The 24,559-nt window shown below is 64.2% G+C and carries 17 protein-coding genes and 1 tRNA gene; 5 read left to right on the plus strand and 13 right to left on the minus strand.

Annotated features, from left to right (window positions below; all coding sequences use genetic code 11):
• Positions 1–145: 145 nt before the first annotated feature.
• Positions 146–436, minus strand: coding sequence for a DUF1127 domain-containing protein (locus CK221_RS01430; RefSeq protein ID WP_067327317.1), 291 nt, complete (start codon positions 434–436; stop codon positions 146–148).
• A gap of 237 nt (positions 437–673) precedes the next feature.
• On the opposite strand from CK221_RS01430, the gene CK221_RS01435 reads away from it, so the two are divergent.
• Entirely contained in the window at positions 674–1,630 is a 957-nt protein-coding gene (locus CK221_RS01435; RefSeq protein WP_066989268.1) for a LysR substrate-binding domain-containing protein, read from the plus strand.
• Between the two features lie 4 nt (positions 1,631–1,634).
• Here CK221_RS01435 and CK221_RS01440 read toward each other — a convergent pair whose 3' ends face one another.
• Positions 1,635–3,872, minus strand: a complete 2,238-nt coding sequence (locus tag CK221_RS01440) for an EAL domain-containing protein (protein ID WP_095776389.1) — start codon at positions 3,870–3,872, stop codon at positions 1,635–1,637.
• A gap of 122 nt (positions 3,873–3,994) precedes the next feature.
• Between CK221_RS01440 and xseA the strand changes: the two genes are divergently transcribed.
• Together xseA and CK221_RS01450 are read left to right on the plus strand one after the other, a co-directional pair.
• On the plus strand, positions 3,995–5,560 hold the full coding sequence (gene xseA / locus CK221_RS01445; protein WP_095776390.1) for an exodeoxyribonuclease VII large subunit: 1,566 nt from the start codon (positions 3,995–3,997) through the stop codon (positions 5,558–5,560).
• A gap of 1 nt (position 5,561) precedes the next feature.
• A complete protein-coding gene (locus CK221_RS01450; RefSeq protein WP_095776391.1) occupies positions 5,562–6,680 on the plus strand; it encodes a P1 family peptidase in 1,119 nt (372 codons plus the stop codon).
• Positions 6,681–6,724: 44 nt separating this feature from the next.
• Here CK221_RS01450 and CK221_RS01455 read toward each other — a convergent pair whose 3' ends face one another.
• From CK221_RS01455 to CK221_RS01470, 4 genes are all read right to left on the minus strand, one after another.
• Positions 6,725–6,979 carry a DUF768 domain-containing protein gene (locus CK221_RS01455; RefSeq protein WP_067327302.1) on the minus strand — a complete coding sequence of 85 codons (255 nt, stop codon included), beginning with the start codon at positions 6,977–6,979 and terminating at the stop codon, positions 6,725–6,727.
• A gap of 422 nt (positions 6,980–7,401) precedes the next feature.
• Complete coding sequence (locus CK221_RS01460) at positions 7,402–7,701, minus strand: hypothetical protein (RefSeq protein ID WP_095776392.1); 300 nt, start codon at positions 7,699–7,701, stop codon at positions 7,402–7,404.
• Positions 7,702–7,849: 148 nt separating this feature from the next.
• Positions 7,850–7,926 (minus strand) — tRNA-His (locus CK221_RS01465).
• A 342-nt stretch (positions 7,927–8,268) separates the two neighbouring features.
• Positions 8,269–8,730, minus strand: coding sequence for a phasin (locus tag CK221_RS01470; RefSeq protein ID WP_095776393.1), 462 nt, complete (start codon positions 8,728–8,730; stop codon positions 8,269–8,271).
• Positions 8,731–8,973: 243 nt separating this feature from the next.
• Between CK221_RS01470 and CK221_RS01475 the strand changes: the two genes are divergently transcribed.
• A complete protein-coding gene (locus tag CK221_RS01475; RefSeq protein ID WP_245430556.1) occupies positions 8,974–12,864 on the plus strand; it encodes a PAS domain S-box protein in 3,891 nt (1,296 codons plus the stop codon).
• A gap of 256 nt (positions 12,865–13,120) precedes the next feature.
• Here CK221_RS01475 and CK221_RS01480 read toward each other — a convergent pair whose 3' ends face one another.
• Positions 13,121–15,079, minus strand: coding sequence for an acetoacetate--CoA ligase (locus tag CK221_RS01480; protein WP_095776395.1), 1,959 nt, complete (start codon positions 15,077–15,079; stop codon positions 13,121–13,123).
• A gap of 262 nt (positions 15,080–15,341) precedes the next feature.
• Here CK221_RS01480 and CK221_RS01485 point away from each other — a divergent pair, with 262 nt between their 5' ends.
• Entirely contained in the window at positions 15,342–17,234 is a 1,893-nt protein-coding gene (locus CK221_RS01485) for an AsmA family protein (protein ID WP_095776396.1), read from the plus strand.
• A gap of 31 nt (positions 17,235–17,265) precedes the next feature.
• Here CK221_RS01485 and CK221_RS01490 read toward each other — a convergent pair whose 3' ends face one another.
• From CK221_RS01490 to CK221_RS01515, 6 genes are all read right to left on the minus strand, one after another.
• Positions 17,266–18,084 carry an ABC transporter permease subunit gene (locus CK221_RS01490; protein ID WP_067327282.1) on the minus strand — a complete coding sequence of 273 codons (819 nt, stop codon included), beginning with the start codon at positions 18,082–18,084 and terminating at the stop codon, positions 17,266–17,268.
• Entirely contained in the window at positions 18,081–19,043 is a 963-nt protein-coding gene (locus tag CK221_RS01495; protein WP_066989289.1) for an ABC transporter permease subunit, read from the minus strand. Before CK221_RS01495 ends, CK221_RS01490 begins: the two co-directional genes overlap by 4 nt.
• 10 nt (positions 19,044–19,053) lie before the next feature.
• Positions 19,054–20,193, minus strand: coding sequence for an ABC transporter ATP-binding protein (locus CK221_RS01500; protein WP_095776397.1), 1,140 nt, complete (start codon positions 20,191–20,193; stop codon positions 19,054–19,056).
• A 178-nt stretch (positions 20,194–20,371) separates the two neighbouring features.
• Positions 20,372–21,469 carry a polyamine ABC transporter substrate-binding protein gene (locus tag CK221_RS01505; RefSeq protein WP_095776398.1) on the minus strand — a complete coding sequence of 366 codons (1,098 nt, stop codon included), beginning with the start codon at positions 21,467–21,469 and terminating at the stop codon, positions 20,372–20,374.
• 340 nt (positions 21,470–21,809) lie between these two features.
• A complete protein-coding gene (locus CK221_RS01510; protein WP_095776674.1) occupies positions 21,810–22,760 on the minus strand; it encodes a DMT family transporter in 951 nt (316 codons plus the stop codon).
• Between the two features lie 167 nt (positions 22,761–22,927).
• A complete protein-coding gene (locus CK221_RS01515; protein WP_095776399.1) occupies positions 22,928–24,376 on the minus strand; it encodes an XRE family transcriptional regulator in 1,449 nt (482 codons plus the stop codon).
• Between the last annotated feature and the right edge of the window lie 183 nt (positions 24,377–24,559).

The raw sequence follows: 24,559 nt of genomic DNA on the forward strand, positions 1-24,559 counted from the left end.
AAAATGCCCGGTCCTGGAGGGGAACCGGGCAATGTGCAGGCAGGCCGGCGGGAACCGGCAGGGAGTGTGGGAGCCTGCATGAAACTTGGTCGCGCCGAGCCCTCGAAAGGTTCAGCGCGAGCGCAAACGCAGCCGGCGAAGCCGCTCAGGCGACCTTGCGGGCAAGATCCTCGATCATATCGGCGCGCTCTTCTGCGATTGCGCGCAGCTTCACCGTCGGATCGCGGCCGAAAGGCACGCTGACGGCGACGTGGAGGTCGGCGCGGGTCAGTCCGATATCGGCAAGCTCGGCATCGGACATCTCGCCAAGGCGATAAAAGGCGCGGCGGTTTTTCCAGGCGCGAAACGCATCGGCGACCGCATTGAGCACGCGGGTCGCAACGGCCGGACGCGTGGTGATGCGCGGGGTCTCGGAGGCGAATTCGATCGTGGTCATGTCAGTCTCTCCTTCGGAGTCGAGCGGACGAAACCATGCAATCGGCGCCTGGGAGGAGCGCCGTTGCGGTCTCGATACAGTTAACGTGACGCATGTCGTTGCCCCCCAACACCGGAGGCCACTTTTGGGCGACATGCTGTGCCTTCATGTGGACAATGGCAATTTGCCACGCCGCGATTGATTAATCCAACGAATGTTTCTAATCTTTAGCATCAACACGAATGATGGATTGGACCGATGAAAGCGCCGCTCGATCTCGATCAGTTGCAGACCTTCATCTCGATTGCCGACACCGGCAGCTTCACGCGGGCTGCCGAGGAGGTGCACCGGACACAGTCTGCGGTGTCGATGCAGATGCGCCGTCTTGAGGAGCGGATCGGCAAGCCGCTGTTCGAAAAGGATGGTCGCACCAACAAACTGACTGAGGAGGGCGACAGGCTGCTTTCATATGCAAGGCGGCTGATCTACCTCAACCGCGAGACTTTGGCGGCCTTCGACGACCAGCGGCTCGAAGGCACGATACGCATCGGCACGCCGGATGACTATGCCGACCGCTTCCTGCCCGAGATCATGGCGCGCTTCTCGCGCTCCAACCCGCGTGTGGAGCTCACCGTCATCTGCGAGCCGACGCCGGGCCTGGTCGAGCACATCAAGCGCGGCAATCTCGACCTCGCGCTGGTGACGCACAACGACACGCGCGGCCAGTCGGAGGTGGTGCGGCGCGAGCCGCTTCTGTGGGTCACCTCGGCCAACCACGCCACGCATGAGCAGGAAATCCTGCCGATGGCGTTCGGCCGGCCGAACTGCATCTGGCGGCGCGCGGCGGTCGACGTGCTCGACCGGCAGAACCGGGAATACCGCGTCCTCTTCTCCAGCTTCTCGGCGACCGTGATCACCGCCGCGGTGCTTTCCGGCCTCGCCATCTCGGTGCTGCCGGAATGCGCCCTCAGGCCCGGCATGCGCGTGCTCGGCGAGGCCGACGGGTTCGACGCGCTGCCGGATTGCCGCATCGGCATCATGCGCGGCCAGACCTCGCAGCCGGAGATCGTCGATGCTCTGGCCCGCCATATCGCGGAAAGCCTGGACAATATTTCCGTGCCGGTCAGCGAAGAGACGGGAAGCTTCGACTTCGCGGCACTCGCCTTCGCCAAGATGAAGCGGACCAAGGCAAACCAGATCCTGCCTGGATGGTAGGGGTTCAGGCGCGAGCGGCGGCGGGCTGAATCTCGTCCGGCGAAGCTAGACCAGAAAGGCCGAGCAGTTGGACCGGCTCAAGCGGCGGCGACAAGAAATAGCCCTGGAGTTGCCGGCAGCCCATTGCGACCAGCAGCATCTTCTGCGCCTCGGTCTCCACGCCCTCGGCGGTGACGTCGACCCCGAGCGCCATGGCAAGATCGATCAGGGCCTTGACGATCGCGGCCGAGTTGCCGTCGCCATCGAGAAGCCGCACGAAGGAGCGGTCTATCTTGAGCTTATCGATGGCGTGGCGACGCAAGTAGCTGAGCGATGAATAGCCGGTCCCGAAATCGTCCAGAACGATGCCGACGCCCAACTGCCGCAAGGTGGTCAGAGCCGCCCTCGAAGCATCGCTGTTGTCCAGAAGCACGCTTTCGGTGATCTCGAACTGCAGGCGCTGCGGCGCCAGCCCGGTGTCGGCAAGGATCGACGCGACCTGTTCGGGAAAGCCGGCGTCGCGCAACTGCAGCGGTGATACGTTGACGGCGAGCCACGGCAGGTCGGTTCGCACGGCGAAACGGCAGGCCTCCTGCAGCACCCACGCGCCGAGTTGGCCGATCATGCCGCGCTCTTCGGCGATGGCGATGAATTGCGCCGCCGGCAATGCGCCATGCACGTCATGCACGTCATGCCCCCAGCGGATCAGCGCCTCCGCGCCGAGGATCGTCTTGCCGTTCGCCGCGAACACCGGCTGGTAGGCGAGCCTGATGCCGGAGCCGCCGTCGAGAGCCTTGCGAAGCTCGGTCTCGACTGTGCGCTTGCGCAAGAGCAGGTCGTCCATGTCGCCGGCGAAGACCTGGTGCCGGCCCCGGCCGTTCTTCTTGGCTTCGTAAAGCGCGATGTCGGCCTTGCGCAGCAGATCGTCGGCATCCGTTTCGCCGCCGTCCGATAGCGCGATGCCGATCGAGGCGCTGACGAAGACCTGATCTTCCATGAGCTTGAACGGTTCCTGCAACTTCTGCAGCAGCCGCTCGGCGATATCCTCGGCGGCACGGATATCGCGGATGTCGACGAGGATCAGCGCGAACTCGTCGCCGCCCAGCCGCGCCACGGTGTCCACCTCGCGAACGGTGTGCTGGAGCCTGGCCGCCGTCTGACGCACAAGCTCATCGCCCGCCGGATGGCCGAGCGTGTCATTGATGTGCTTGAAACGGTCGAGATCGAGATAAAGCAACGCCACCCTTCCCATCTCGTGAACCGCCATATCCTGGCTGGCCCTGAGCAGGGCCCGACGCAAGCGGTCCTCGAACAAAGCCCGGTTTGGCAGGCCGGTGAGCGTGTCGTGGAAAGCGAGATATTGCGCCTCGTCCTGGCTTGTCTGCAGCGCGGACGAGGCGCGGCGGAGCCTGCGCAGCAGAAACGCCAGAACGCCGGCCGCGACAAGCAGCGCCAAGGCCAGCGCCGGGGCCATCTTGCGCACCAGCGTGAGACCTGGCCGTTCCTGGTCCCAGCCGACATAACCGAGCATTATACCGCGGGAATCGACCAGAGGCACCGCAGCGGCTCCGACCGATTGCGACAGCGGCACGAGACGCGCGCCGTCGAGCAGATATTTTTTGGCGATCTTGCCGATGACCGCCTCGTTGATGAACTCCACCGAAACATGCAGATATTCGGTGCCGGGCGCCTGCGTGACCCGGTCCGTACTCGGCACCAGCGCCATGACGCTCAGGATCGCCGGTTTTCCCTGGAGCGACACAAGGTCCTCCGCGACCATCTTGGCCGGCTGGCCGGCAGCGTCCGCCTTCTGTGGCTCAGCCAGCATGCGGCGCAGCTTCTCGATGGATGGCTGCAAGGCAGGCTCGTCATCGCCATAGGCGGACGCATCGACCACCTTACCTTCCTGCATGGCATGGACCGGACGATTGGCGGCATCGAGAATGTAGACCCGGTTGTGACCGTAATAGGTATACATCCAGACGCTGAGGTTCTCCTCGATCCAGGTCCAATTGCCGGCCCTGACATTGGCGACCGCGTCATCCCAGACCGTAACGCTTTCCTGTTCACGCTGAACAGACGCAATCTGGTCCTTCAAACCCTCGTCGATGAATATTTTCTGCCGTTCGAGCGAGGCGTTGTCAGCCTGAGCCGCCGCGTAGATGCCGAAGCCGACGACCATGGCCAGCGCGAAGACGGCCAACGTCAGCACGGTCAGCGTCACCTGATGCGTCAAAGGTCTGGTGTTGGCGGTTGCGCTCATGTGTTTCCGGCTGGCTCTTGCTATCGCCAGTCAAAGCAAATCGGGCTTAAGATCGCGTTATAATATTAGCGAGATTTCAGCTCTGCCTTGACGCCGCCCGATAAGCGTTCCCCAATCAGAGCATGAGCGAAGCAGCAACCGAATCACGCAGCAATGCCACCGAATATACGGTGAGCGAGATTTCCGGCGCGTTGAAGCGCACGGTCGAGGATGCTTTCGGCAATGTGCGGGTGCGCGGCGAGATTTCCGGCTACCGCGGCCCGCATTCCTCCGGACACGCCTATTTCGCGCTGAAGGACGACCGTGCGCGGATCGAGGCCGTGGTCTGGAAGACCACGATGGCGCGGCTGAAATTCCGCCCCGAGGAAGGGATGGAAGTGATCGCCAGCGGCAGGCTGACGACCTATCCCGGAAAATCCAACTACCAGATCGTTATCGACAATCTGGAGCCGGCCGGCGCCGGCGCCCTGATGGCCCTGCTGGAAGAGCGCAAGCGGCGGCTGCAGGCCGAAGGCCTGTTCGATGCCGGCCGCAAGCGGCGGTTACCATTCATGCCGCGCGTCATCGGCGTCATCACCTCGCCCACGGGCTCGGTGATCCGCGACATCATCCATCGCATCAAGGACCGTTTTCCGCTCACTGTGCTGGTGTGGCCGGTCCGGGTCCAGGGCGACACGACCGCAAAGGAAGTGACCGCAGCCGTCAACGGCTTCAACGCACTGACCTGGGACGGCGCAATCCGCCAGCCCGATCTCCTGATCGTGGCGCGCGGCGGCGGCAGCCTCGAGGACCTTTGGGGTTTCAACGACGAAGGGCTGGCGCGCGCCGTCGCCGCCTCACGCATTCCGATCATCTCGGCCGTCGGACACGAGACCGATTGGACGTTGGTAGATTTCGTCGCCGACATGCGGGCGCCGACGCCGACGGGCGCCGCCGAGATGGCAGTGCCGGTCAAGGCGGAGCTCGAAGCGACACTGGCAAATCTCGGCGCGCGGCTTAGTGCCTGCACCTCGCGGCACCTGGATCGCAAGCGCCAGGCGGTGCGCGCCGCGGCGCGGGCGCTCCCCTCACCCGACCAGCTGCTGGCGTTGCCGCGCAGGCGCTTCGACGAGGCAACGAGCCGGCTCGGCCGCGGGCTGACGGTGAGCATCGAACGCAAGCGCGCAAGGCTGGAGCGGCAGCGGCTGACGCCGGCCACCTTGTCGCGTCGCCTCAATGAGACGCGCAGGCTGACAGGCCGCGACATCGCCCGCGCGCGGGCCGCGTTCTTCGCAATCGTGCGGCAAAGCCGGGCGCGCTTTCAGCGCAACTCGGCAAGGCTGTCGCCGGCGCCGGTCGTCAGGCGCCAGAAGCTGCAGGCCGACACGCTGGCCGGACTGACCCGCCGCCAGGAGCAGGCGACGGCGCGGCGGCTTGACCGCCTGCGTGCCGCTCTTACCCAGGCCGACCGGCTGCTCACCACGCTGTCGCACAAGGCCGTGCTGGCGCGCGGCTTCGCGCTGGTCAAGGACGCCGATGGGACCGTCGTCAAGCGCGTCGCGGAGCTGGCGCCGGGTGCGGCGCTGCAGCTGGAGTTCGCCGACGGCAATGCAGAGGCCATCGCCACCAGCGGCGGCGCGCGGCCGAAGTTGGCCGCCAAGCCCTCGGGCAAGGCCAAGGAGCCGGGCAACCAGGGCTCGTTGTTCTGAAATGAGCAGGAGCGACCCGCATCTGCGCACGCCGTCGGGCAAGCCGCGCCTGCGCTCGTTCAACGTCGCACTGGACGGCACGCCCGGCCGCTTCAACGCCATCACCGACGTGCCGGGCGTCGCGGTCGGCTATACGACGCTGATTGCCGGCGGGGGCCCGCTGCAAGTCGGGATAGGACCGGTGCGCACCGGCGTGACTGCGATCCTGCCGAGACCTGTCGGCGAACTGGCGACGCCGGTGTTTGCCGGCGTGTTCAGCCAGAACGGCAATGGCGAGCTGACCGGCACGCATATCATCGAGGAGACCGGCGCCTTCGACCTGCCGGTTACCATCACCAACACCCATTCCTGCGGCCTTACCCGCGACGGAACGCTGCGCTGGATGAGCCGGGTGCTGCCGGCGGCGCTCGACAGCGCCTGGGGCCTGCCGGTGGCGGCGGAGACCTATGACGGCTTCCTCAACGACATCAACGGCCACCATGTGAGCTTCGAGCATGTCGCCTCGGCGCTCGACGGCGCGACGGACGGCGCGATCGAGGAAGGAAGCGTCGGCGGCGGCACCGGCATGATGTCGTTCGGCTTCAAGGCCGGGTCAGGTACCGCCTCGCGCATCGTCGAATGGCAGGACAGAAGCTACACGCTCGGCGTGTTCGTGCAGGCGAATTTCGGCAAGCGGCGCAACTTCACCATTCGCGGCCGGCATGTCGGGCCGGAACTCGCCGAGCCGGCGATCCGCGAAGGCACGCCGCGCGCCGAAAAGGGCTCGATCATCGCCGTCGTCGCCACCGATGCGCCATTCCTGCCGCACCAGATGAAGCGCCTCGCCAGGCGCGTGCCGCTCGGCATCGCCCTGACCGGCGGCTACGGCTACCACAGCTCGGGCGATATCTTTCTTGCCTTCTCGACCGCCAATCCCGAGGCCGCGCTGGCGGCTTCAGGCCGCGTCGCCCGCGCGGAGTTCATTCCCGATGTCGATATCGACCCGTTCTTCGATGCTGTGGTGCAAGGGGTGGAGGAGGCGATCCTCAACGCGCTCGTCGCCAATGAGGACATGACCGGGCGCGACGGCAATTTCGTGCCGGCGCTGCCAAAGGCGTGGCTGAAGGACAATTTCGGCTAAGTCGGACGCTCGGCTGAGGTCAGACAAACCGCGCGCACGGTATCTTATTCGGACGGCTTGTCCGACGTCGTCTGTTGCTCGCTCTCTTCGGCGACTTCCTCAAGGCGCGAAGCGATCAGTTCCTGGATGTCGCCGACCTCTTCCTGGATGTCTTCCAGAAGGATGCCTTCCTCGGCGGCCTTGGCGCAGCACTCCTTGGCGAGAGTTTCGGCCTGCTCGTCGATCTTCACCGGCGAATGCTGGCATTGGACCTTTTCGCCAATCCATCCGCGCAAGAACTCGATCGCATGTTCACTCATACTGCTTTTCCCTAGCGGCAATGCCGGTTGGTAGTCATGAACGCTCGCGTCCCGCCACGGGACGCAGGCCCATTCGAGCCGAGTCGGCCTCTGCCGGCAAGACGTCTTGCCAATGGGACAAGATGCCTTGCCCATGGGACAAGATGCCTTGCTCAGGGTCCGCGGAGCCGAAGGACTGGAAAGGTTCGAGGGACACGTTCAGATTGTTGAGGATGATGCTTTGGCCAGGATCGTCAAAGATCCGCTCTGTTGTTTTTGCTTGTTTTCTTCCGGTTTTTCAGACCGATTTCCGTCACAACACCACGCATTTACGGCGATCTCGCAGGCGCAGCCAAGGGGCGAGAAACCGAAAGCCGCCGCTATATAGTGATATCCCCATACAATGTCGACTCTGATCGTCGTGCCTGCTTCTTTCCGCCGCGTCAGGCGGGCGGCGGACAGCCTTTCGGGGAAGGTCTCGGCACCCTGCTGCGCATCTGGGCATGACGCTGCGCCATACTTGGCAGGTGGCGATCACCATCGCCTCGACTTTCGTTGCCGCGACGCTGCAGCTTCTCATTCCACATTCGTTGCGGCGCGCCATCGACCAGGCGCAGGGCGTGATGGTTGCGGGCGGCGGGACGGCTGCCGAACAGGCGCTTCGGAACACGGCTCTGATACTGCTGGTCGTCAGCGTCCTGCGCGGTCTTTTCACGATGGCGCAGAACGAGGCCGTCGGCCATCAGACCGGCTATGAGCTGAGCCTGGCCTTCTGCGAGGTGCGCGGGCTGCTCAGCCTGAGCTGCCCTTCGTCGCCCGGCGATGCTTCGTCACCCAATAGAGGAATGGGACGCGGCGGCCGGAAAAGCGACGTGACCGCCAGGAAGTCGATGGTACCGTTGGCTGGGCTCGAACCAGCGACCCCCAGATCCACAATCTGGTGCTCTAACCAACTGAGCTACAACGGCACATCCGCCTGAGCGCAATCCGAGGAGAAATCATTCCCCGCGTCCGCTCCGTCGTCGGCGATGCGTCCAATACGGATTATCGGAGTCTAATTCAAGGCCTTTGATGAGGCAAAGATCCGATGAACGAACCCGCGCAGTCCCGATTGGGCAAAAGAAAAGGCCGGCGGGAGGAGGTGCCGGCCTTTTCCTGTTACGAGCCAGCGGGAGGAGGAGCTGGCTGGTCACCCCGGAGAGCAAAGGGAGGAGGTTTCACACTCCGGGTATTCATCTCATCAATTCATCGCACATCTATTTGTCTGACGAAATGCGACGTTTTGATGCATCGTTGAGTTGCGCCTGAAATCAGGCCGCCTTGATGTCCTTGAACGCCTTCTCGAAAGCGGTCTTCACCGGCTTCGAGACGTCCTCGACAGCCTTGGAGGCGACGGCCTGAAATTCCTTGGCCTGCTCGACGGCCATCTCGGCGCGCTTGCGCAGGAAGGCAGTCTGCAGCTCGACGACTTCCGACAGCGTCTTGGCGCTGACCAGGGCTTCAAGGTGCGAGAAGCTGGCCTCGGCATTGGCGCGAAGGATGGCGATGGTCTTCAGCGAGACATCGCCGGAAACGGTCTTGGCGGTCTCGTAGGTCGACTCCAGAACCTTCTGGGTCTCCTCGGCGCCGTTCTTCAGTTTGGTATAGGCCTCTTTCGACTGCTCGACGCCTTTCTCGGCGAAGGCGCGGATCTGGTCGGTGGCCTTGGAAGCGTCAAAGCTCGGGAATTCAACGTTCTCGATGGTCTCAGCGGTCTTGGCAGTCTTGGACATTTTCCAACCTTTCAAGGGCAGCGGCTTTGACGGAAAGCCGTCTCGTTCATGTATGATGGCAATATAAAGGCAAGTTTTGTGCATTGCAATATCTTTGTTGCACTGCACCATAAAAAAATCGCCCCGCCATTAACCAAGAGCCCAGAGATTTCGGCCGATACACGGCATGGCTTGTGGACCTTGGTCCCGTACGCTTTTATTAACAAAGCGTTAACTCAAAAAGCCCGCCTGGAAGGTCCGCCAGTGCCGCCTGAAAACTACTCCTTCCTCGACGTCGCCGTGCTCGACGCTGTGCGCCAGCGCTTCGCCGCCGGCGACGCGCTGGCCATACTGTCGGCCGATCTCGAGCAGGTGATCTGGGCCAACGGGCCAGGTGCCGCGGTTTTCGGCTATCCGGAAATCGAAGCAATCATCGGCGCTTCCGCGCGGCTGCCGCTAATTGCCAGGCGGCAGATCATGGCGACCAGCGGCTTTCCGGATATCGGCAGCGACCGCGCCGTCACCGTGCGGCTGGCGACCGGCATGGTCAGCCGCGCCGTCGGCTTGCTCGCCAGCGCGGTAACGATGCCGGACGGCGAAAAGGCGATCATGCTGGCGATGCCCGCGGCGCAGACCGGCTCGCGCGGCGCCGCCGAAATCGCCAGCCGCGCCATTGGCGGCTTCACCGAGGCCGGACATTTCATCGCCTTCGTCGATGCCCAAGGCCATGTCGAGGCGGCTTCGGAGGGATTTGCCGCGCTCGGCATCAGGCCGGAGACGCTCGCTGCCCTGGTCGCGGACGTGGCAAGTGTTGGAGACCGCATCGTCAAGCGGCTTGTTCCCGGCGCAAGTACCTCGTACCCGGCCGGCTTTGCGCGCTTGACCGACGCGCGCCATCTCCTGGTGGTGATCGACGAAGACCAGCTCGACGGCGAGCGGAACGACCAGCCCGACGCCGGTAAGTCGGCAGCGCCGGAAAGCGCGCCCGCCGTCTCCGAAGACAAAAACACCACAGTCAGCGCCGAGCCGGGCCGAGAGAACAATACCCAGTCTCCGGCCGCGGCAACGGGCGAAAAAGCAGACGCGGCCCCGGCGGCGGCCACGGATGACGCCCAGCCAACGCAAAGGACCGCGGCCACGGCCGACCGCGCGCCGGATGCTGCGCTGGTAGGCGGTGCCGGCCCGGCGCAGCATGACCATTGGTATTTCAATGCCGGCGGCGACGATGTGAAGGGGCCGGAGAGGCCGCCACAGATCGGACCGGCGGAGGTCGCGGCCGGAAGCCGGCAGCACACCGCCGGAACGGCGGCGGCCGAGCCGAGCGCGGCGCGCAACATCGACCGTTCGGCGCCGCCGCTGCGTTTCGTCTGGCGGACCGACGCCGAAGGCAAGTTCAGCGCGCTGTCGCCGGAATTCGCCGATATCGTCGGCAAACCCGCCGCCGATGTGATCGGTCGCCGCTTCAGGGATGTCGCGACGACTTTCGGCCTCGACGCATCGGGCGAGATCGCCACTCTGCTCGAGCGGCGCGATACCTGGTCGGGACGCTCGGTGCTGTGGCCGGTGGCGGGCACGGACCTGAAGATCCCCGTCGATCTTGCGGCGCTGCCGGTCTATGGCCGCAGCCGCGCCTTCGAAGGTTTCCGCGGCTTCGGCGTCGCGCGCAGCGCCGACGCCGTTGTCGACCCGGAAGCGCTCGGCATGGCGCTGGTGCCCAATGGCGCCGCTCCGACCGAACCCGAACCTGCCGCCGGGCAACCCGCGGCCGAGCCGGCGAAACCTGCCGACCCGTTCCTGGGCGAAGTCCCGGCGCTGACCATCGTGCCCAAGCCGGAGCGCCGCTATGCCGACAAGGTGATCCGGCTGGCCGAGCACAGGCAGCCGGCCAACGACAAGCAGCCGGGAAATGACAGGCCGACGAGTGAGAAAGGGCTGTCGATCCTCGAGCGCAGCGCCTTTCGCGAAATCGGCGAGCGGCTGCGGAAGGACAGTTCCGGCCCGGCCGAGCCGCCAAGCGGCGTAACCGCGGGTGCTCAAAAGCAACCAGATGCGGCTGCATCCGCCGACAATGCTCCCACGGCCGAACAACCGACCGGTGAGAGGAAGACCGACCACTCCGATCTGAACGCGACTGACGCCACCTCGCCTGAGCCGGCCAAACCGGAAGACAGCGAGGCCATTGGTGCGGCCGAAGCGGAGACCGAGGCGGAAGATCAGAAGGATCTGGCTCGGCTCGACGGCCTCGATGTTCCCGAGACAGCCGCTGGAAAAGACGAAACGCCCGCTGCCTCCGGCTCGTTGCTCAACTATGCCGGGCGCGAGAAAGCCGCCGATGAAGCGCAGGAAGCGGCGGGTTCCGACACCCGCCAAACCGCAGCGGCGGACAGGGCAGCCGAATCGACGGCCGAGCGGCCGGCAGCCGAAGCCCCTGCCCCAGAGGCAGGCGCTGGCGACGACGACGGTATGACCGCCGACGATTTTCGCGACGCGGAAGACAGCGAGGACTGGGCCGGTTCCGACCGGGACGGCGCCCTGCCCGCGCCTGAACAGCCTGGCGAAGCAAAAGCGCGGCCGGAAAGGCCGCGCCTCAGGGTGCCGCCGCTCAAGCTCGAGGGCTTCGTGCCCTCGGCTTTCTCAACCGGGGAAGGAGGCAGGGCTCCCGACACGTCCATCCTCGCCAGGCTGCCTGTGCCGCTGCTCATCCATTCCGGCGACGTGCTGCACTATGCCAATGAGGCGTTTCTCGAGCTCACCGGCTACGACGCGCTGGAAGACCTTGCCGATGCCGGCGGGCTCGGCGCGCTGTTCGCCGACCATTACGCCGATGATGGCGAGACCGACGAAAGCGATCGTTCGCTGAAGCTCACAACCCGCCAGGGCCAGGAATTCCCGATCGATGCGCTCCTGCGCTCGGTGCCGTGGCGCGGCGGCAAGGCGCTGATGCTGGTGGTTCGTCGCTCGGGCGAGGACGAGGCGCCCTCCGCCCATCTCAGCGCGGCCAATGACGAGCCGAACCAGCAGCCGGACGTGTCCGAGCTGAAGTCGCGAATCGCCGAAATGCGCACCATCATCGACACCGCCACCGACGGCGTGGTGCTGATCGGCCGCGACGGCAACATCCGCTCGATCAGCCGCCCGGCTGAAGCCCTGTTCGGCTTCGACAGCGACGAGATCGCCGGCAAGCCCTTTGCCTCGCTGTTCGCCATCGAGAGCCAGCGCGCGGCGCGCGACTATCTCGTCGGCCTTTCCGAACCTGGCGTGGCAAGCTTGCTGAACGACGGGCGCGAGGTGATCGGCCGCGAGGCGCAAGGGCGCTTCATCCCGCTGTTCATGACCATCGGCAGGCTGCCCAACGACAGCGGCTTCTGCGCCGTCGTGCGCGACATCACGCAGTGGAAGCGGGCCGAGGAAGACCTCACCCAGGCGCGCGCCGTGGCCGAGCGCGCCTCCTCACAAAAGACGGATTTCCTCGCCCGCATCAGCCATGAGATCCGCACGCCGCTCAACGCCATCATCGGCTTTTCCGAACTGATGGTGGACGAGAAGTTCGGCCCCGTCGCCAACGACCGCTACCGCGACTACCTGCGCGACATAAACCGTTCGGGCAACCATGTGCTCGACCTCGTCAACGACCTGCTCGACATCTCCAAAATCGAGGCCGGCCAGCAGGAGATGGCCTATGAGGCGGTGTCGCTCAACGACACGCTGGCCGAAACGGTAGCGATGATGCAGCCGCAGGCTAACCGCGAGCGCGTCATCATCCGCTCGAGCTTCGCCTCGCGGCTGCCGGAAGTGGTGGCGGATTTGAGGAGTGTGCGCCAGATTGCGTTGAACATCCTGTCGAACGCCATCCGCTATACCCAGGCCGGCGGCCAGGTTATCGTGTCCACCGCCTACGAGACCTCCGGCGACGTCGTCATGCGCGTGCGCGATACCGGCATCGGCATGACGCCGGCCGAGATCGAGCAGGCACTGAAGCCGTTCAAGCAGATCAATGCGCTCAAACGCGGCCGCGGCGACGGCACCGGCCTCGGGCTGCCTCTGACCAAGGCGATGGTGGAGGCCAACCGTGCCCGCTTCACCATCACATCGACACCTGGCGAAGGCACGCTGGTCGAGGTCGTCTTCCCATCGACGCGCGTGCTGGCCGAATAACGATCCGCAAGACCGAGCTTCGGCCAAAGAAAAAGGCGCCCTGGAGGACGCCTTGGAAAATGGGATGCTGTCACAACGGGGCTTGAGCTGAACCTCAGGGGACGAGGAACGGGATTTCTCCCTCAAGTTACACGCGACTATCGGCGCCGTCCCTTAACAAGTCCTTACCGGGAGCCAAAAAAATTTACGAATGTGTACCACTCGTGAAATCTAGGTAAATTGGACCGACACTATTTCTTAACCATGCCGGGGAGGCCTAATCAGCAAGCTGCGGCAGGTTCCTGAACAGCTCCAGCGCCTCGGGATTGGCGAGCGCTTCCTTGTTCTTGATGGCGCGACCATGCACCACGTCGCGCACGGCAAGCTCGGTGATCTTGCCCGACTTGGTGCGCGGGATGTCGGTGACGGCAACGATCTTCGCCGGCACATGGCGGGGGCTGGCGCCCGAGCGGATTCTGGCGCGGATGCGCTTTTCCAGATCCTCATCGAGGCTCACGCCGGCGGCCAGCCGCACGAACAGCACGACGCGCACGTCGTTGTCGAAATCCTGGCCGATGCAGAGCGCCTCCAGGATTTCCGGCATCTGCTCGACCTGGTTGTAGATCTCAGCCGTGCCTATCCTGACCCCACCGGGATTGAGCGTGGCGTCGGAGCGGCCATGGATGATCATGCCGCCATGCGCGGTCCATTCGGCGAAGTCGCCATGGCACCAGATGTTGTCGAAGCGCTCGAAATAGGCCGCGTGGTACTTCTTGCCATCCGGATCGTTCCAGAAGCCGATCGGCATCGACGGGAATGCCTTGGTGCAGACGAGTTCGCCCTTCTCCTGCCGGACCGGCTTGCCGTCGTCGTCCCACACGTCCACCGCCAGTCCGAGGCCCGGCCCCTGGATCTCGCCGGTCCAGACCGGCTCGGTCGGGACACCCAGCACGAAGCAGGAAACGATGTCGGTGCCGCCGGATATCGAGGCGAGATGCACGTCCTTCTTGATGCCGTCATAGACGAAGCGGAAATCCTCCGGCGACAGCGGCGAGCCGGTGGATGAGATGGTCCGCACGCTTGCAAGGTCGTGGCTGTCGATCGGCTTCAGCCCTGCCTTGCGTACGGAATCGATGAATTTCGCCGAAGTACCGAAATAGGTCATCTTCTCGGCATCGGCGAAATCGAACAGCGCATTGCCGTCGGGGTAGAAGGGCGAACCGTCATAGAGCAGCAACGTCGCCCCCGAGGCGAGGCCTGAGACCAGCCAGTTCCACATCATCCAGCCGCAGGTGGTGAAGTAGAAAAAGCGATCGCCGTCGAGCAGGCCGGCATGCAGCCGCTGTTCCTTGACATGCTGGATCAGCGTGCCGCCGACCGAGTGCACGATGCATTTCGGGATTCCGGTCGTGCCGGAGGAGAACAGAATGTAGAGCGGGTGCGAAAAAGGCAGCCGCTCGAAGGCGAGCGGCCTGGCGGCAAAGGGCGAGAGCGCTCCTTCCAGCGCCTCGGCCTTGTCGATAGTGGCGGCGACATCGGCCGACGTGCCGAGATAGTCGACGATCAGCACCTTGCGCACGGTCGCGAGTTTCTCGGCCACCGCGCGGATCTTGTCGGCGACCTCGATGGCTTTGCCGTTGTACCAATAGCCGTCAGGCGCGATGAAGACGACCGGCTCGATCTGGCCGAAACGGTCGAGCACGCCCTGTTCGCCGAAATCCGGTGAGCAGGAAGACCAGACCGCGCCGATCGAGGCGACAGCCAGCATGGCTGCGACCGTCTCCGGCATGTTCGGCATCATGGCGGCGATGCGATCGCCCTCTCTGACGCCGATCGACAGGAAGAGCTGCTGCAGGCGCGAAGTGAGCGCATGGAGCTCGTTCCAGGACAGCCGGCGCTCGACCTTGTCCTCGCCGCGGAAGACGATAGCGAGGCTGCCGCCGGCTTTTTTCAGAAGGTTCTCGGCGAAATTGAGTTTCGCGTCGGGAAAGAAGGCGGCGCCAGGCATTTTATCGCCATCGACCAGAACCCGCTCGCCCTTGTCACCGACAAGTCCGCAGAAGTCCCAGACAAGGTCCCAGAACGCCTCGCGGTTGTCGATCGACCAACGGTGGAGCTCGGCATAGCTGGAGAAAGCCTGGCCAGACTTCCCAACCGCAGCTTTCATGAAGGCGGTCATGGGCGCGGAGGCGATCCGGTCCTGCGTCGGCGTCCACAAGGGGGTGTCGGCAGCCATATCGTTCCTCCCAAAGCGCGTCGCGATTGCGGCAATTAAGCCTGATGTCGCCTGCGTCGTTGTCCCAAAACCGGCGTGGCGTTGGCGGACCGGACGGGTTTATCGCTTATGCATACCGCAGCGCAGCAGAGCAAGATTTTGTTGAAATGGCCGGCAAGGACACGGCGCAAACGCCATCGGAGGGCCATAAAGACTTGAAAAGCGTCGGCGCTCGGCTACACCCGTCGGGCGATTTGTCGGCAATGGAAACTCACGGGGCGAGATGAGATCATCTTTGATCCGGCGCGGGGTATGGGTAATCGGCGTTGCGGTGCTGGTCATCGCGCTCGCCGTCGCCGCCTTGCCGCTGATTGCCTCGACGCGCATCGTACGCGACCGCATCGCTTGGGAATTGAGCGCCTGGAGCGGTTTTCGCGTGACGATCGACGGCTCGCCGCGCATCGAGGTGTGGCCTAAGTTCCGAGCCATCCTCAGCGATGTGACGCTGTCGCAATGGACGGAGACCGACGCGCCGCCGGTGATCGAAGCCGAGCGCGTCGAAGTCGATCTCTCGGCCATGGCCGCCGTGCAGGGCGACGTCCAATTCTCGACGGCACGGCTAGTGCGGCCGACGATCAGGGTGGAGCGCAAGGCGAGCGGCCTCTATCTGCCGCCGCTGCCGACCGGCGGCCGCATCACGCGCTCGATCGACACTGCGCGCGGCGTGGTCACCGCGAACCCGCAGAAGCCCGACCTCGGCAGACTCCCTTCCGATCCGTTCGGCATCGTCGAGTTCCGCGACGGCCGCGTCGTGACCTCGGTTGGCGGCAAGGATACCGAGATCCTGAGCAGCCTCAGCGGCCAGGTGAACTGGGCGGCGATGAACAGCGACGCCGCGCTCACGGCGACCGGCATATGGCGCGGCGAAAGCGTCCAGATCGATTTTTCCTCGGCGAAGCCGCTGGTGCTGTTTGCCGGAGGGGTCGCCCCCGTCACGCTCGCCTTCAAGGCGGCGCCCGCCACGCTTTCTTTCGACGGCGTCGCCTCGATGTCGGAGAACGGCTATCTGGACGGCCAGGCGAAATTCACCGCCCCTTCGCTGCGACGCCTGCTTGAATGGTCGCAGGCCGGCATGGCGCCTGGTGCTGCGATCGGCTCCGTCTCGGTCGCGAGCAAGGTGGCGGCCTCGGCGGGACGCGCGAAGTTCGAGAACACGACGGTGGCGCTGGACAACAACCCCGGCATGGGAGCACTGGACTTTTCGTTCAGCGAGCCCCTGCCCGTCATTTCCGGCACGCTTGCGTTCGATACGCTCGATCTTCGATCGGTGCTTTCCGCTTTCACGCCGATCGCTCCGGCCGGCCAGGCAGCCCCCGGCGAGTTCGACACCGGCTTCGCCGACAAGATCAACCTCGATCTCAGGCTGTCGGCAGCGCACGCCACCGCCGGCCCGATACAGCTTGCCGATGTCGCCGCGACCGCGCAGGTCAAGAACGGGCTTGCCGTCTTCGACATCTCCGACGCGTCGGCCTTCAACGGCAACATCCAGAGCAGCCTGCGCTTCGACCGCAAGCCGGACGGCACTCAGGTCGAGTTGCGGCTTTTGGCATCGGACGTCGACACCGGCGCCTTCGCCACCGCGGCGGGGATGACGCGGCTGGTGCCGGCCGGAACCGGAACCGTCTCGGTCATTCTGAAGGGGCCGGGCAAGGCCTGGGACTCGATCTTCGAGAACGCCGACGGGTCTTTCTCGGCGACGTTCGGGCCGGGCTCGCTCAACGGCCTCAACCTGCCTGCCTTTCTCAAGCGCAACGAACAGGGCGGATTCTTCGCCCTCGACGACGTCGCCGACGGCTCGCTGCCCATCGACGGCGCCGAGATCAAGGCGAGCATCTCGAAAGGTGTGGCGCGGCTGGACAAGGCCGAGGTCAATGCACAGAAGTACAAGATCTGGCTTTCGGGCATCGCCTCCTATACCGGGCGCGGGCTGGCGCTCTCGGGCGGCATCATCCCGAACGGACAACCTGCGCAGCAACAGCCGGCCCAACAACCGGCTGCCGCCGGTCAGACGGCGGTGCAGGCGCCGCAGCCCCCAAAGCAGTCGTTGTTCTTCGTCGGCGGCAACTGGAGCACTCCGTTCATCTCGCCGATCAGCCGCGGCGTTTCAGGCCAATAGACCAAGCGCAGGTCGCGCCCGTCTTTGTTCCCTATCCGCGCTGCGCCGCCTGCTCATCGCGCTGGCGCTGGACCTCGCGGCGCTTGTTGGCGATCGAGGCAATGATGACGCCGATCGCGACGACGGCGATCAGGATGGTGCAGGCGGCATTGATCTCCGGCGTCACGCCGAGGCGCACCTGGCTGTAGATCTTCATCGGCAGCGTCGTGGCGCCGGGGCCCGAGGTGAAGGAGGCGATGACCAGATCGTCGAGCGAGAGCGTGAAGGCCAGCATCCAGCCGGAGATGATCGCCGGCAAGATGACGGGCAAGGTGATCTGGAAAAAGGTCTTCACCGGCGGCGCGCCGAGGTCCATCGCGGCTTCTTCCAGCGAGCGGTCGAAGGAGACCAGTCGCGACTGCACGACGACGGCCACGAAGCACATGGTGAAGGTGATGTGGGCGAGCGTGACGGTGAAGAAGCCTCGGTCAAGCCCGACGGCCACGAAGAGCAAGAGCAGCGACAGGCCGGTAATGACTTCCGGCATCACCAGCGGCGCAAAGACCATGCCGGAAAATAGCACCCGCCCCTTGAAGCGTGTGTAGCGGGTCAAGGTGATCGCCGCCAGCGTGCCGAGCACGGTGGCAACGGTCGCCGAGATGACGCCGACGCGGGCTGTCACCCAGGTGGCGTCCATCAGGCCCTGGTTGTGGAACAGCGACACGTACCATTTCGTCGAAAAGCCGCCCCAAACGGTGACGAGCTTGGATTCGTTGAAGGAAAAGACGATGAGAAGCACGATCGGCAGATAGAGAAAGGCAAAGCCGAGCACGATCGAGGTGATGTTGAAGCGGCTCCAGGTGGCGTTCATTTGCCTTGCTCCTGGGCTTTCGCTTGAGCCTGCTGGAAGAACATGATCGGGACGGTCAGCACCAGGAGCAGGATGACCGCCACCGCCGACGAGACCGGCCAATCGCGGTTGGCGAAGAATTCGTTCCACAGCGTCTTGCCGATCATCAGCGTCTGCGAGCCGCCGAGAAGGTCCGGTATGACGAACTCGCCGACCGCCGGGATGAAGACCAGCAGGCAGCCGGCAATCACGCCCGGCAGCGACAGCGGGAAGGTGATCTTCCAAAAGGCGCCGATCGGCGGGCAGCCGAGATCCTGCGCCGCCTCGATCAGCGAATAGTCCATCTTCTCCAGCGACGAGTAGAGCGGCAGCACCATGAAGGGCAGATAGGAATAGACGATGCCGATGAAGATCGCGGTGTAGGTGTTGAGGATGACCAGCGGCTGGCTGATCAGGCCAGTGGCGAGCAGCACCTGGTTGAGCAGCCCTTCGGGTTTCAGGATGCCGATCCAGGCATAGACGCGGATCAGGAACGAGGTCCAGAACGGCAGGATCACGAGCATCAGCAAGGTCGGCCGGATCGTCGCCGGCGCGCGCGCCATGCCATAGGCGATCGGATAGCCGACGATCAGCGTCAGCACCGTCGAGATGCCCGCGATGATCAGGCTGGTCACATAGGCGTTGAAGTAAAGCGCGTCCTGGGTCAGCCACGTGTAATTGTCGAAGTTGAGCTCGCGAAAGCCGGCGAAGAATCCGGAAATACCGTCGCCGAAATCGAGCACCGGGGTGTAAGGCGGCATCGAGATCGCCGTCTGCGACAGCGAGATCTTGAAGACGATGATGAACGGGACAAGGAAGAAGAACAGCAGCCAGAGATAGGGAATGATGATAACGAGACGGTCGACGAAGCCCTTCGCCAGCTTGGTCGGCAACTGAGCGGCGGTTTCGGCCGAGGAAGGGGCGGCGGCGATATTGGTCATGGCCGCCCTATTACCTTGTCAGCACGACGCCGGCGTCTGGCCGGAAGGAGACCCAGGCGCGATCGTTCCAGGTCAGCGGGTCCTCGCTGACGCGGGCAGCGTTCAACGCGCTTGCTCGCACCATCTGTCCGTCGTCGAGCTTGATGTGGTAGACGGTCATGTCGCCAAGATACGCAACGTCATAGACTTCGCCTTCCAGCGCATTGACGGCATCGGCCGGCTTCCTCGACGACACCTTGATCTTCTCCGGCCGGATCGCGAAGACGATGTCGGCGCCCTTGGTGGTGTCGGCGGCGTTCTCGACGACGATCTGCGCACCGGTCGCGCCGGTGATGCGCGTCGTATTCGCTGCCCGCTCGGCAACCTTACCCTCGAACATGTTCACATTGCCGACGAAGTGCGCGACGAAGCGCGATGTCGGGGCCTCGTAGATTTCCGCCGGCGTCGCCACCTGCATCACCTCGCCCCTGTCCATGATGGCGATGCGGTCGGCCATGGTCATGGCTTCCTCCTGGTCGTGGGTCACGACGACAAAGGTAAGGCCAAGCTCCTGCTGCAGGTCCATCAGTTCGAACTGCGTCTCCTCGCGCAGCTTCTTGTCGAGCGCGCCGAGCGGCTCGTCCAGCAAAAGCACCTTCGGCCGCTTGGCGACCGAGCGGGCAAGCGCCACACGCTGGCGCTGACCGCCGGAAAGCTGGTGCGGCTTGCGCTTGGCGAACTGCTCGAGCTTGACCAGCCTCAGCATCTCGGCGACGCGCTTTTCGATATCGGGAGCGGGCATGCCTTCCTGCTTGAGGCCGAAAGCGATGTTCTTTTCCACCGTCATATGCGGAAACAGCGCGTAGGACTGGAACATCATGTTCACCGGCCGCTTATAGGGCGGAATGCCGCGCAGGTCCTGGCCGTCGAGCAGAATGCGCCCCGCGGTCGGCTCCTCGAAGCCGGCGAGCATCCTGAGCAGGGTCGACTTGCCGCAGCCCGAGGCGCCGAGCAGGGCGAAGAACTCACGTTCGAAGATGGTCAGCGAGAGATTGTTGACAGCGGTGAAGTCGCCAAACTTCTTGGTTACTTTGTCGAATTGTATATACGGCTTGGCGCTCGGATCATTCCATGGCGCGAAATCCCTGCGGATGCTGCCAAGCGATTTCATGTCCCACTCCGGGTCTGTTTCGTTCCGCTGGAACGGTTCATGGTTTCGAGGAAACGTCGAACCGCTTTAGCTTTTTATTTTGACGCAATTCCGGGCGGAAAACCGTCCCACACTGTTGCTGGAATTGCTTCTAAAGAAAGCGACCCCGGCAGTTTCTGCCGAGGTCGCGTCTCGATGCTTATTGGCCGGTGACGATCTTGGTCCAGGTGCGCGTGATGATGCGCTGTGTCTTGGGATCGTAGGGCTGCACGGTGTAAAGCTTCTTGGTCGTCTCCTCGTCCGGATAGACCGAGGTGTCCTCCAGCAGGGCCTTGTCGACGAACTGCTGCGAGGCCTTGTTGCCGTTGGCGTAGAGCACATAATTCGAGGATTTGGCGATGACTTCCGGCGTCATCATGTAGTTGATGAACTCATGCGCTTCCGCGACATGCGGCGCGTCGGCGGGGATCGCCATCTGATCGAACCACATCTGGGCGCCTTCCTTGGGCACCGAATAGCCGATCTCGACGCCCTGCTTGGCCTCCTCGGCGCGGTTGCGCGCCTGGAACACATCGCCGGACCAGCCGATCGCCAGGCAGATGTCGCCGTTTGCCAGCGCGTTGATGTATTCCGAGGAATGGAACTTGCGAATATACGGCCGGACCTTGAGCAGGGCTTCCTCGGCCTTGGCGATATCGTCGGGCGAGGTGCTGTTTGGATCGAGGCCGAGATGTTTCAACGTGGCCGGAATGATGTCGGAGGGGGAATCCAGCACATAGACGCCGCAATCCTTGAGCTTGGCGAGGCTCTCCGGATTGAAGAACACATCCCAGCTGTCGATCTTGTCGGTGCCGAGTGCCGCCTGCACTTTCTTGACGTTGTAGCCGAGGCCGACCGTGCCCCACATGTAGTTGACCGAATACTCATTGTTCGGATCATACTTTGCGGTGCGCTCCGAAATGACATCCCACATGTTGGAGATGTTCGGCAGCTTGGACTTGTCGAGCTTCTGGAAGACGCCGGCCTGGATCTGGCGCGCCAGGAAATTGGCGCTGGGCACCACGACATCATAGCCGCTGCCCCCGGCCAGCAGCTTGGTCTCCAGGATCTCGTTGGAGTCGAAGGTGTCGTAGACGACCTTGATGCCGGTCTTCTTGGTGAAGTCCTCGATGATCGAGCTGTCGATATAGTCCGACCAGTTATAGACGTTGACGACGCGGTCGTCGGCATGGCCGCTCGCGGCGAAGAGCGTCAGCAAGGCCGAAGTCGCCGAAAGCAAAAGCGCTTTGCGGATCATGATATTCTCCTTTGGTGAGTGTTCCCGTGCCGGCTCGTCGCGACATGGGCGCGGGCCGGCGTTTGTTTCAGACTATTGAGCTTTCCGGGGAGCGACAAGCGCGCGCGCCTGGCAGTGCGCCGGATCGTTGAGTGACGGGCGCCGCCCTTGCCTCCTTTCCAGGAAGCTGTTCGGACGGCCTCAGCGGCGTTGGCCGCGGCGTAGGCAGAGATGTAACGATGCGGTCCGGCCTCGATGAGGCCGGCGGAGTCACTTGGCAAGATACGCCTGTCTTGTTGTTGCCGTAATTGCAGCCTGCCCGGCCCGCAACGGAGTTGTCAATGGGGAAGACACTCGAGCATCAATTGGGAGACGGCAGCCCGGTGATGCCCGGCCGCTCGGGCCGGGTCTGCCGCTTGAACTCAAACGCAACATGTACAAGCAGCGCGGCGATGACGACCGCGCCGCCGATGATGGTGCGCCCCGACGGCACCTCGGAATGGACGAGCCACACCCAGATCGGACCGAGGATCGGCTCGAAAGTGCCGAGCAGCGCCGCGACGGCCGCGGGCACCAGGCGGGCGCCCATGGCGAAAAAAGCAAGACCGACGCCGAGATTGATGACGCCGAAGGCGAAGAGAAAGCCCATGTCGCGCCCGGAGACGGTGAATTCCGTGGCTTGCGAGGCAGCAAAAGCACCGGCGAGCAATGCGCCGAGGCAAGTGGCCGGCACCATGCGCACATGGGCAAAGCGCCGGGTGATCACGGTCGCGAGCGACAACATCACCGCGATCAGCAGCGCCAGGCCATCGCCGATCGGCGAGACGGCGCCGCCAAGCGATTCCGAGACCATGACGGCCACGCCGGTGATGACGGCGGCAATGGCGACCCAGGTTCCTGGGGTCACGCGTTCGCGAAACAGCACCCAGGCGAGCATGGCCGCCAGAAGCGGGACACCGGCCTGCATCAACAAGATGTTGGCGACCGTCGTGTAGGCGAGCGCGACGATGAAGCTCGTGGAGGCGGTGGCGAAGCAGAGAGCGACGCCCAGCCCAGGCAGGCCCATGTCGCGGAACAATCTCCAGGTGCTGCGCCAGCCGTCGCGCCAGAGCATGAAGGCGACGAGGAAGCCCACCGCCCAGATCGAGCGCCAGAACACCACGGTCCAGCTGTCGCCGACATGGATGAAGCGAGCTATGGTGCCGCCAAAACTCCACATCAGCGCCGACAGGAAGACCAGCAGCATGCCGATCCGCTCCTCGCGCGGCGAGACGGCGGCCAAGGCAACGCGAGACGACGCGGTATCGGTCATAGGCGAGACTGTCAGCGATTTGCCGGCGGCACGATCCACCACGGACGACCACACCATATCCCATTCGCGTAGCGCAAATGCTGGAGCCAGGCGTGATCCAGCATCCGCTGAAATGTAGGACAAAGCCCGGCTTGCGGGCCGCCGAACCGCTGCGGCTGGCGGGGGTGCTACCCCTGGAAATCGAAGGCGCTGAGACCCGTCACCATCTCGTCGAGGCCTAGCGGCCGGGTCACCGGCGGCTCGGCGCGCGCCAGGCAGCCGACGCGTTCGCAGAGCCTGCAGGCCGGGCCAACCGGCGTTGCATATGCCGTGCTCTGCGCGACCTTGGCGGCGGACGGTCCGGGCAGCGCCGCGCTGTAGACGATCTCGTCGCGAAAGCCGATGTCGCAGCCCAGCAGAAGCGCCGTGCGCCGCGGCCGCTCGGAGAAGGCGCCTTGCGGCCCTTCGAGCGTGCGGGCGATGCAGAGGAACTCCGCGCCGTCCGGCATTTCCACAGCCTCGACCAGAATCCGGCCCGGCTGCGAAAAGGCTGCATGGACAGGAAGCTTCGGACAGGCGCCGCCAAAGCGGCTTTGCGGATAGCCAAGGCTGCCCGCCTTGCGGAAGCGGTTGCCGGCATTGTCGACCTCTAGCATGAAGAACGGTACGCCGGGGGCGCTCGGCCGCTGCAGCATGGTCAGGCGGTTTGCCGCCTGCTCGAAGGAGACGCCGAAGCGCGAACGCAAGACGTCGATGTCGTAGCGGGCGCGGACGGCCGCTGCATGAAAGGCGTGATAGGGCATCATCAGCGCGTGCGCCGCATAGCGGCCGAGCTCGAAACGGGCTAAGCGGCGCGCTTCGTCGGAGCCGAGCTTCAACGTCTGGATCTCGCTCGCCACCGCCACCGTCATGCGCATCAGGCTCGCCTCCATGGCGACCTCGCGCAGCTGATCGAAGGGGGAGAGCCGCTCTGACAGGAACAGGCGTTGCGAATGGCGATCGTAGCGCCTGCGCCAGTTCGGCATGGTGGCCACCGGCAGCACCTTGACCACGATGCCGTGCTCGCGCCTTAGCCACGCCTTCAGCGTGCCGAACAGGTCGTCGCCTGGATCGAGCAGCGAAATGAAGGCCTCGGCTTCCTCCTCCAGCGCGGCGAAATGGTTCGGCCTGCGCTCGAAAGTCTCGTGCACTTCGTCGACAGGCAGGCGCGTGCCGGACAATGCGGTCGCCCTGCCCTCCCGCGCCAGGAGTTCATTGAGATCCGACAGCCGATCGGCCTGCTCGCGATAGGCGCGAAACAATTTCACCATCGCGGCGGAAGCGTTCGGCGCGATCTCGGCGAGGTCGATCAGTTCCTGGTCACCCGGCAGTTCGCCGGCCAGCAGCGGATCGCCGAACACTTCCTTCAGCGCCGCGATCGATAGTTTGGTCTCGCCCTGCAATTCGTGCGGGTCGATCTTGTAGACCGACGCCAGCTTGAGGATCAGCTGCACCGTCAGCGGCCGCTGGTTGCGCTCGATGAGATTGAGGTAGGACGGCGAGATGCCCAGGCCTTCGGCCATCGCCGTCTGGGTCAGGCCCTTGGCGTTGCGAAGCCGGCGGATGCGCGGCCCGGCGAAAATCTTCTGCTCGGCCAATCGGCTACCTTGACAAGAGTTTTACATAACGGCGCGCCGTCGCGGGCTCATCCAGCTTTTTACAATCATGACAGATTTACAGCCCCGACCTGTCAAACGCAACACTAGTTTTCCCGTATTTTAGCGGGCAAGCTCCGGTTTTTCTGGCGACTTTTGCGGCGCAATGTAAACAATGTAACACGT

Origin of the sequence: Mesorhizobium sp. WSM3868 (assembly GCF_002294785.1) — a bacterium.
GTDB lineage: Bacteria > Pseudomonadota > Alphaproteobacteria > Rhizobiales > Rhizobiaceae > Mesorhizobium.

Excerpts from the sequence above, each read along its gene's own strand:
- CK221_RS01430 (WP_067327317.1), bottom strand. The coding sequence starts at position 436 with ATGACCACGATCGAATTCGCCTCCGAGACCCCGCGCATCACCACGCGT.
- CK221_RS01435 (WP_066989268.1), top strand. The coding sequence starts at position 674 with ATGAAAGCGCCGCTCGATCTCGATCAGTTGCAGACCTTCATCTCGATT.
- CK221_RS01440 (WP_095776389.1), bottom strand. The coding sequence starts at position 3,872 with ATGAGCGCAACCGCCAACACCAGACCTTTGACGCATCAGGTGACGCTG.
- xseA (WP_095776390.1), top strand. The coding sequence starts at position 3,995 with ATGAGCGAAGCAGCAACCGAATCACGCAGCAATGCCACCGAATATACG.
- CK221_RS01450 (WP_095776391.1), top strand. The coding sequence starts at position 5,562 with ATGAGCAGGAGCGACCCGCATCTGCGCACGCCGTCGGGCAAGCCGCGC.
- CK221_RS01455 (WP_067327302.1), bottom strand. The coding sequence starts at position 6,979 with ATGAGTGAACATGCGATCGAGTTCTTGCGCGGATGGATTGGCGAAAAG.
- CK221_RS01460 (WP_095776392.1), bottom strand. The coding sequence starts at position 7,701 with ATGGCCGACGGCCTCGTTCTGCGCCATCGTGAAAAGACCGCGCAGGAC.
- CK221_RS01470 (WP_095776393.1), bottom strand. The coding sequence starts at position 8,730 with ATGTCCAAGACTGCCAAGACCGCTGAGACCATCGAGAACGTTGAATTC.
- CK221_RS01480 (WP_095776395.1), bottom strand. The coding sequence starts at position 15,079 with ATGGCTGCCGACACCCCCTTGTGGACGCCGACGCAGGACCGGATCGCC.
- CK221_RS01485 (WP_095776396.1), top strand. The coding sequence starts at position 15,342 with ATGAGATCATCTTTGATCCGGCGCGGGGTATGGGTAATCGGCGTTGCG.
- CK221_RS01490 (WP_067327282.1), bottom strand. The coding sequence starts at position 18,084 with ATGAACGCCACCTGGAGCCGCTTCAACATCACCTCGATCGTGCTCGGC.
- CK221_RS01495 (WP_066989289.1), bottom strand. The coding sequence starts at position 19,043 with ATGACCAATATCGCCGCCGCCCCTTCCTCGGCCGAAACCGCCGCTCAG.
- CK221_RS01500 (WP_095776397.1), bottom strand. The coding sequence starts at position 20,193 with ATGAAATCGCTTGGCAGCATCCGCAGGGATTTCGCGCCATGGAATGAT.
- CK221_RS01505 (WP_095776398.1), bottom strand. The coding sequence starts at position 21,469 with ATGATCCGCAAAGCGCTTTTGCTTTCGGCGACTTCGGCCTTGCTGACG.
- CK221_RS01510 (WP_095776674.1), bottom strand. The coding sequence starts at position 22,760 with ATGACCGATACCGCGTCGTCTCGCGTTGCCTTGGCCGCCGTCTCGCCG.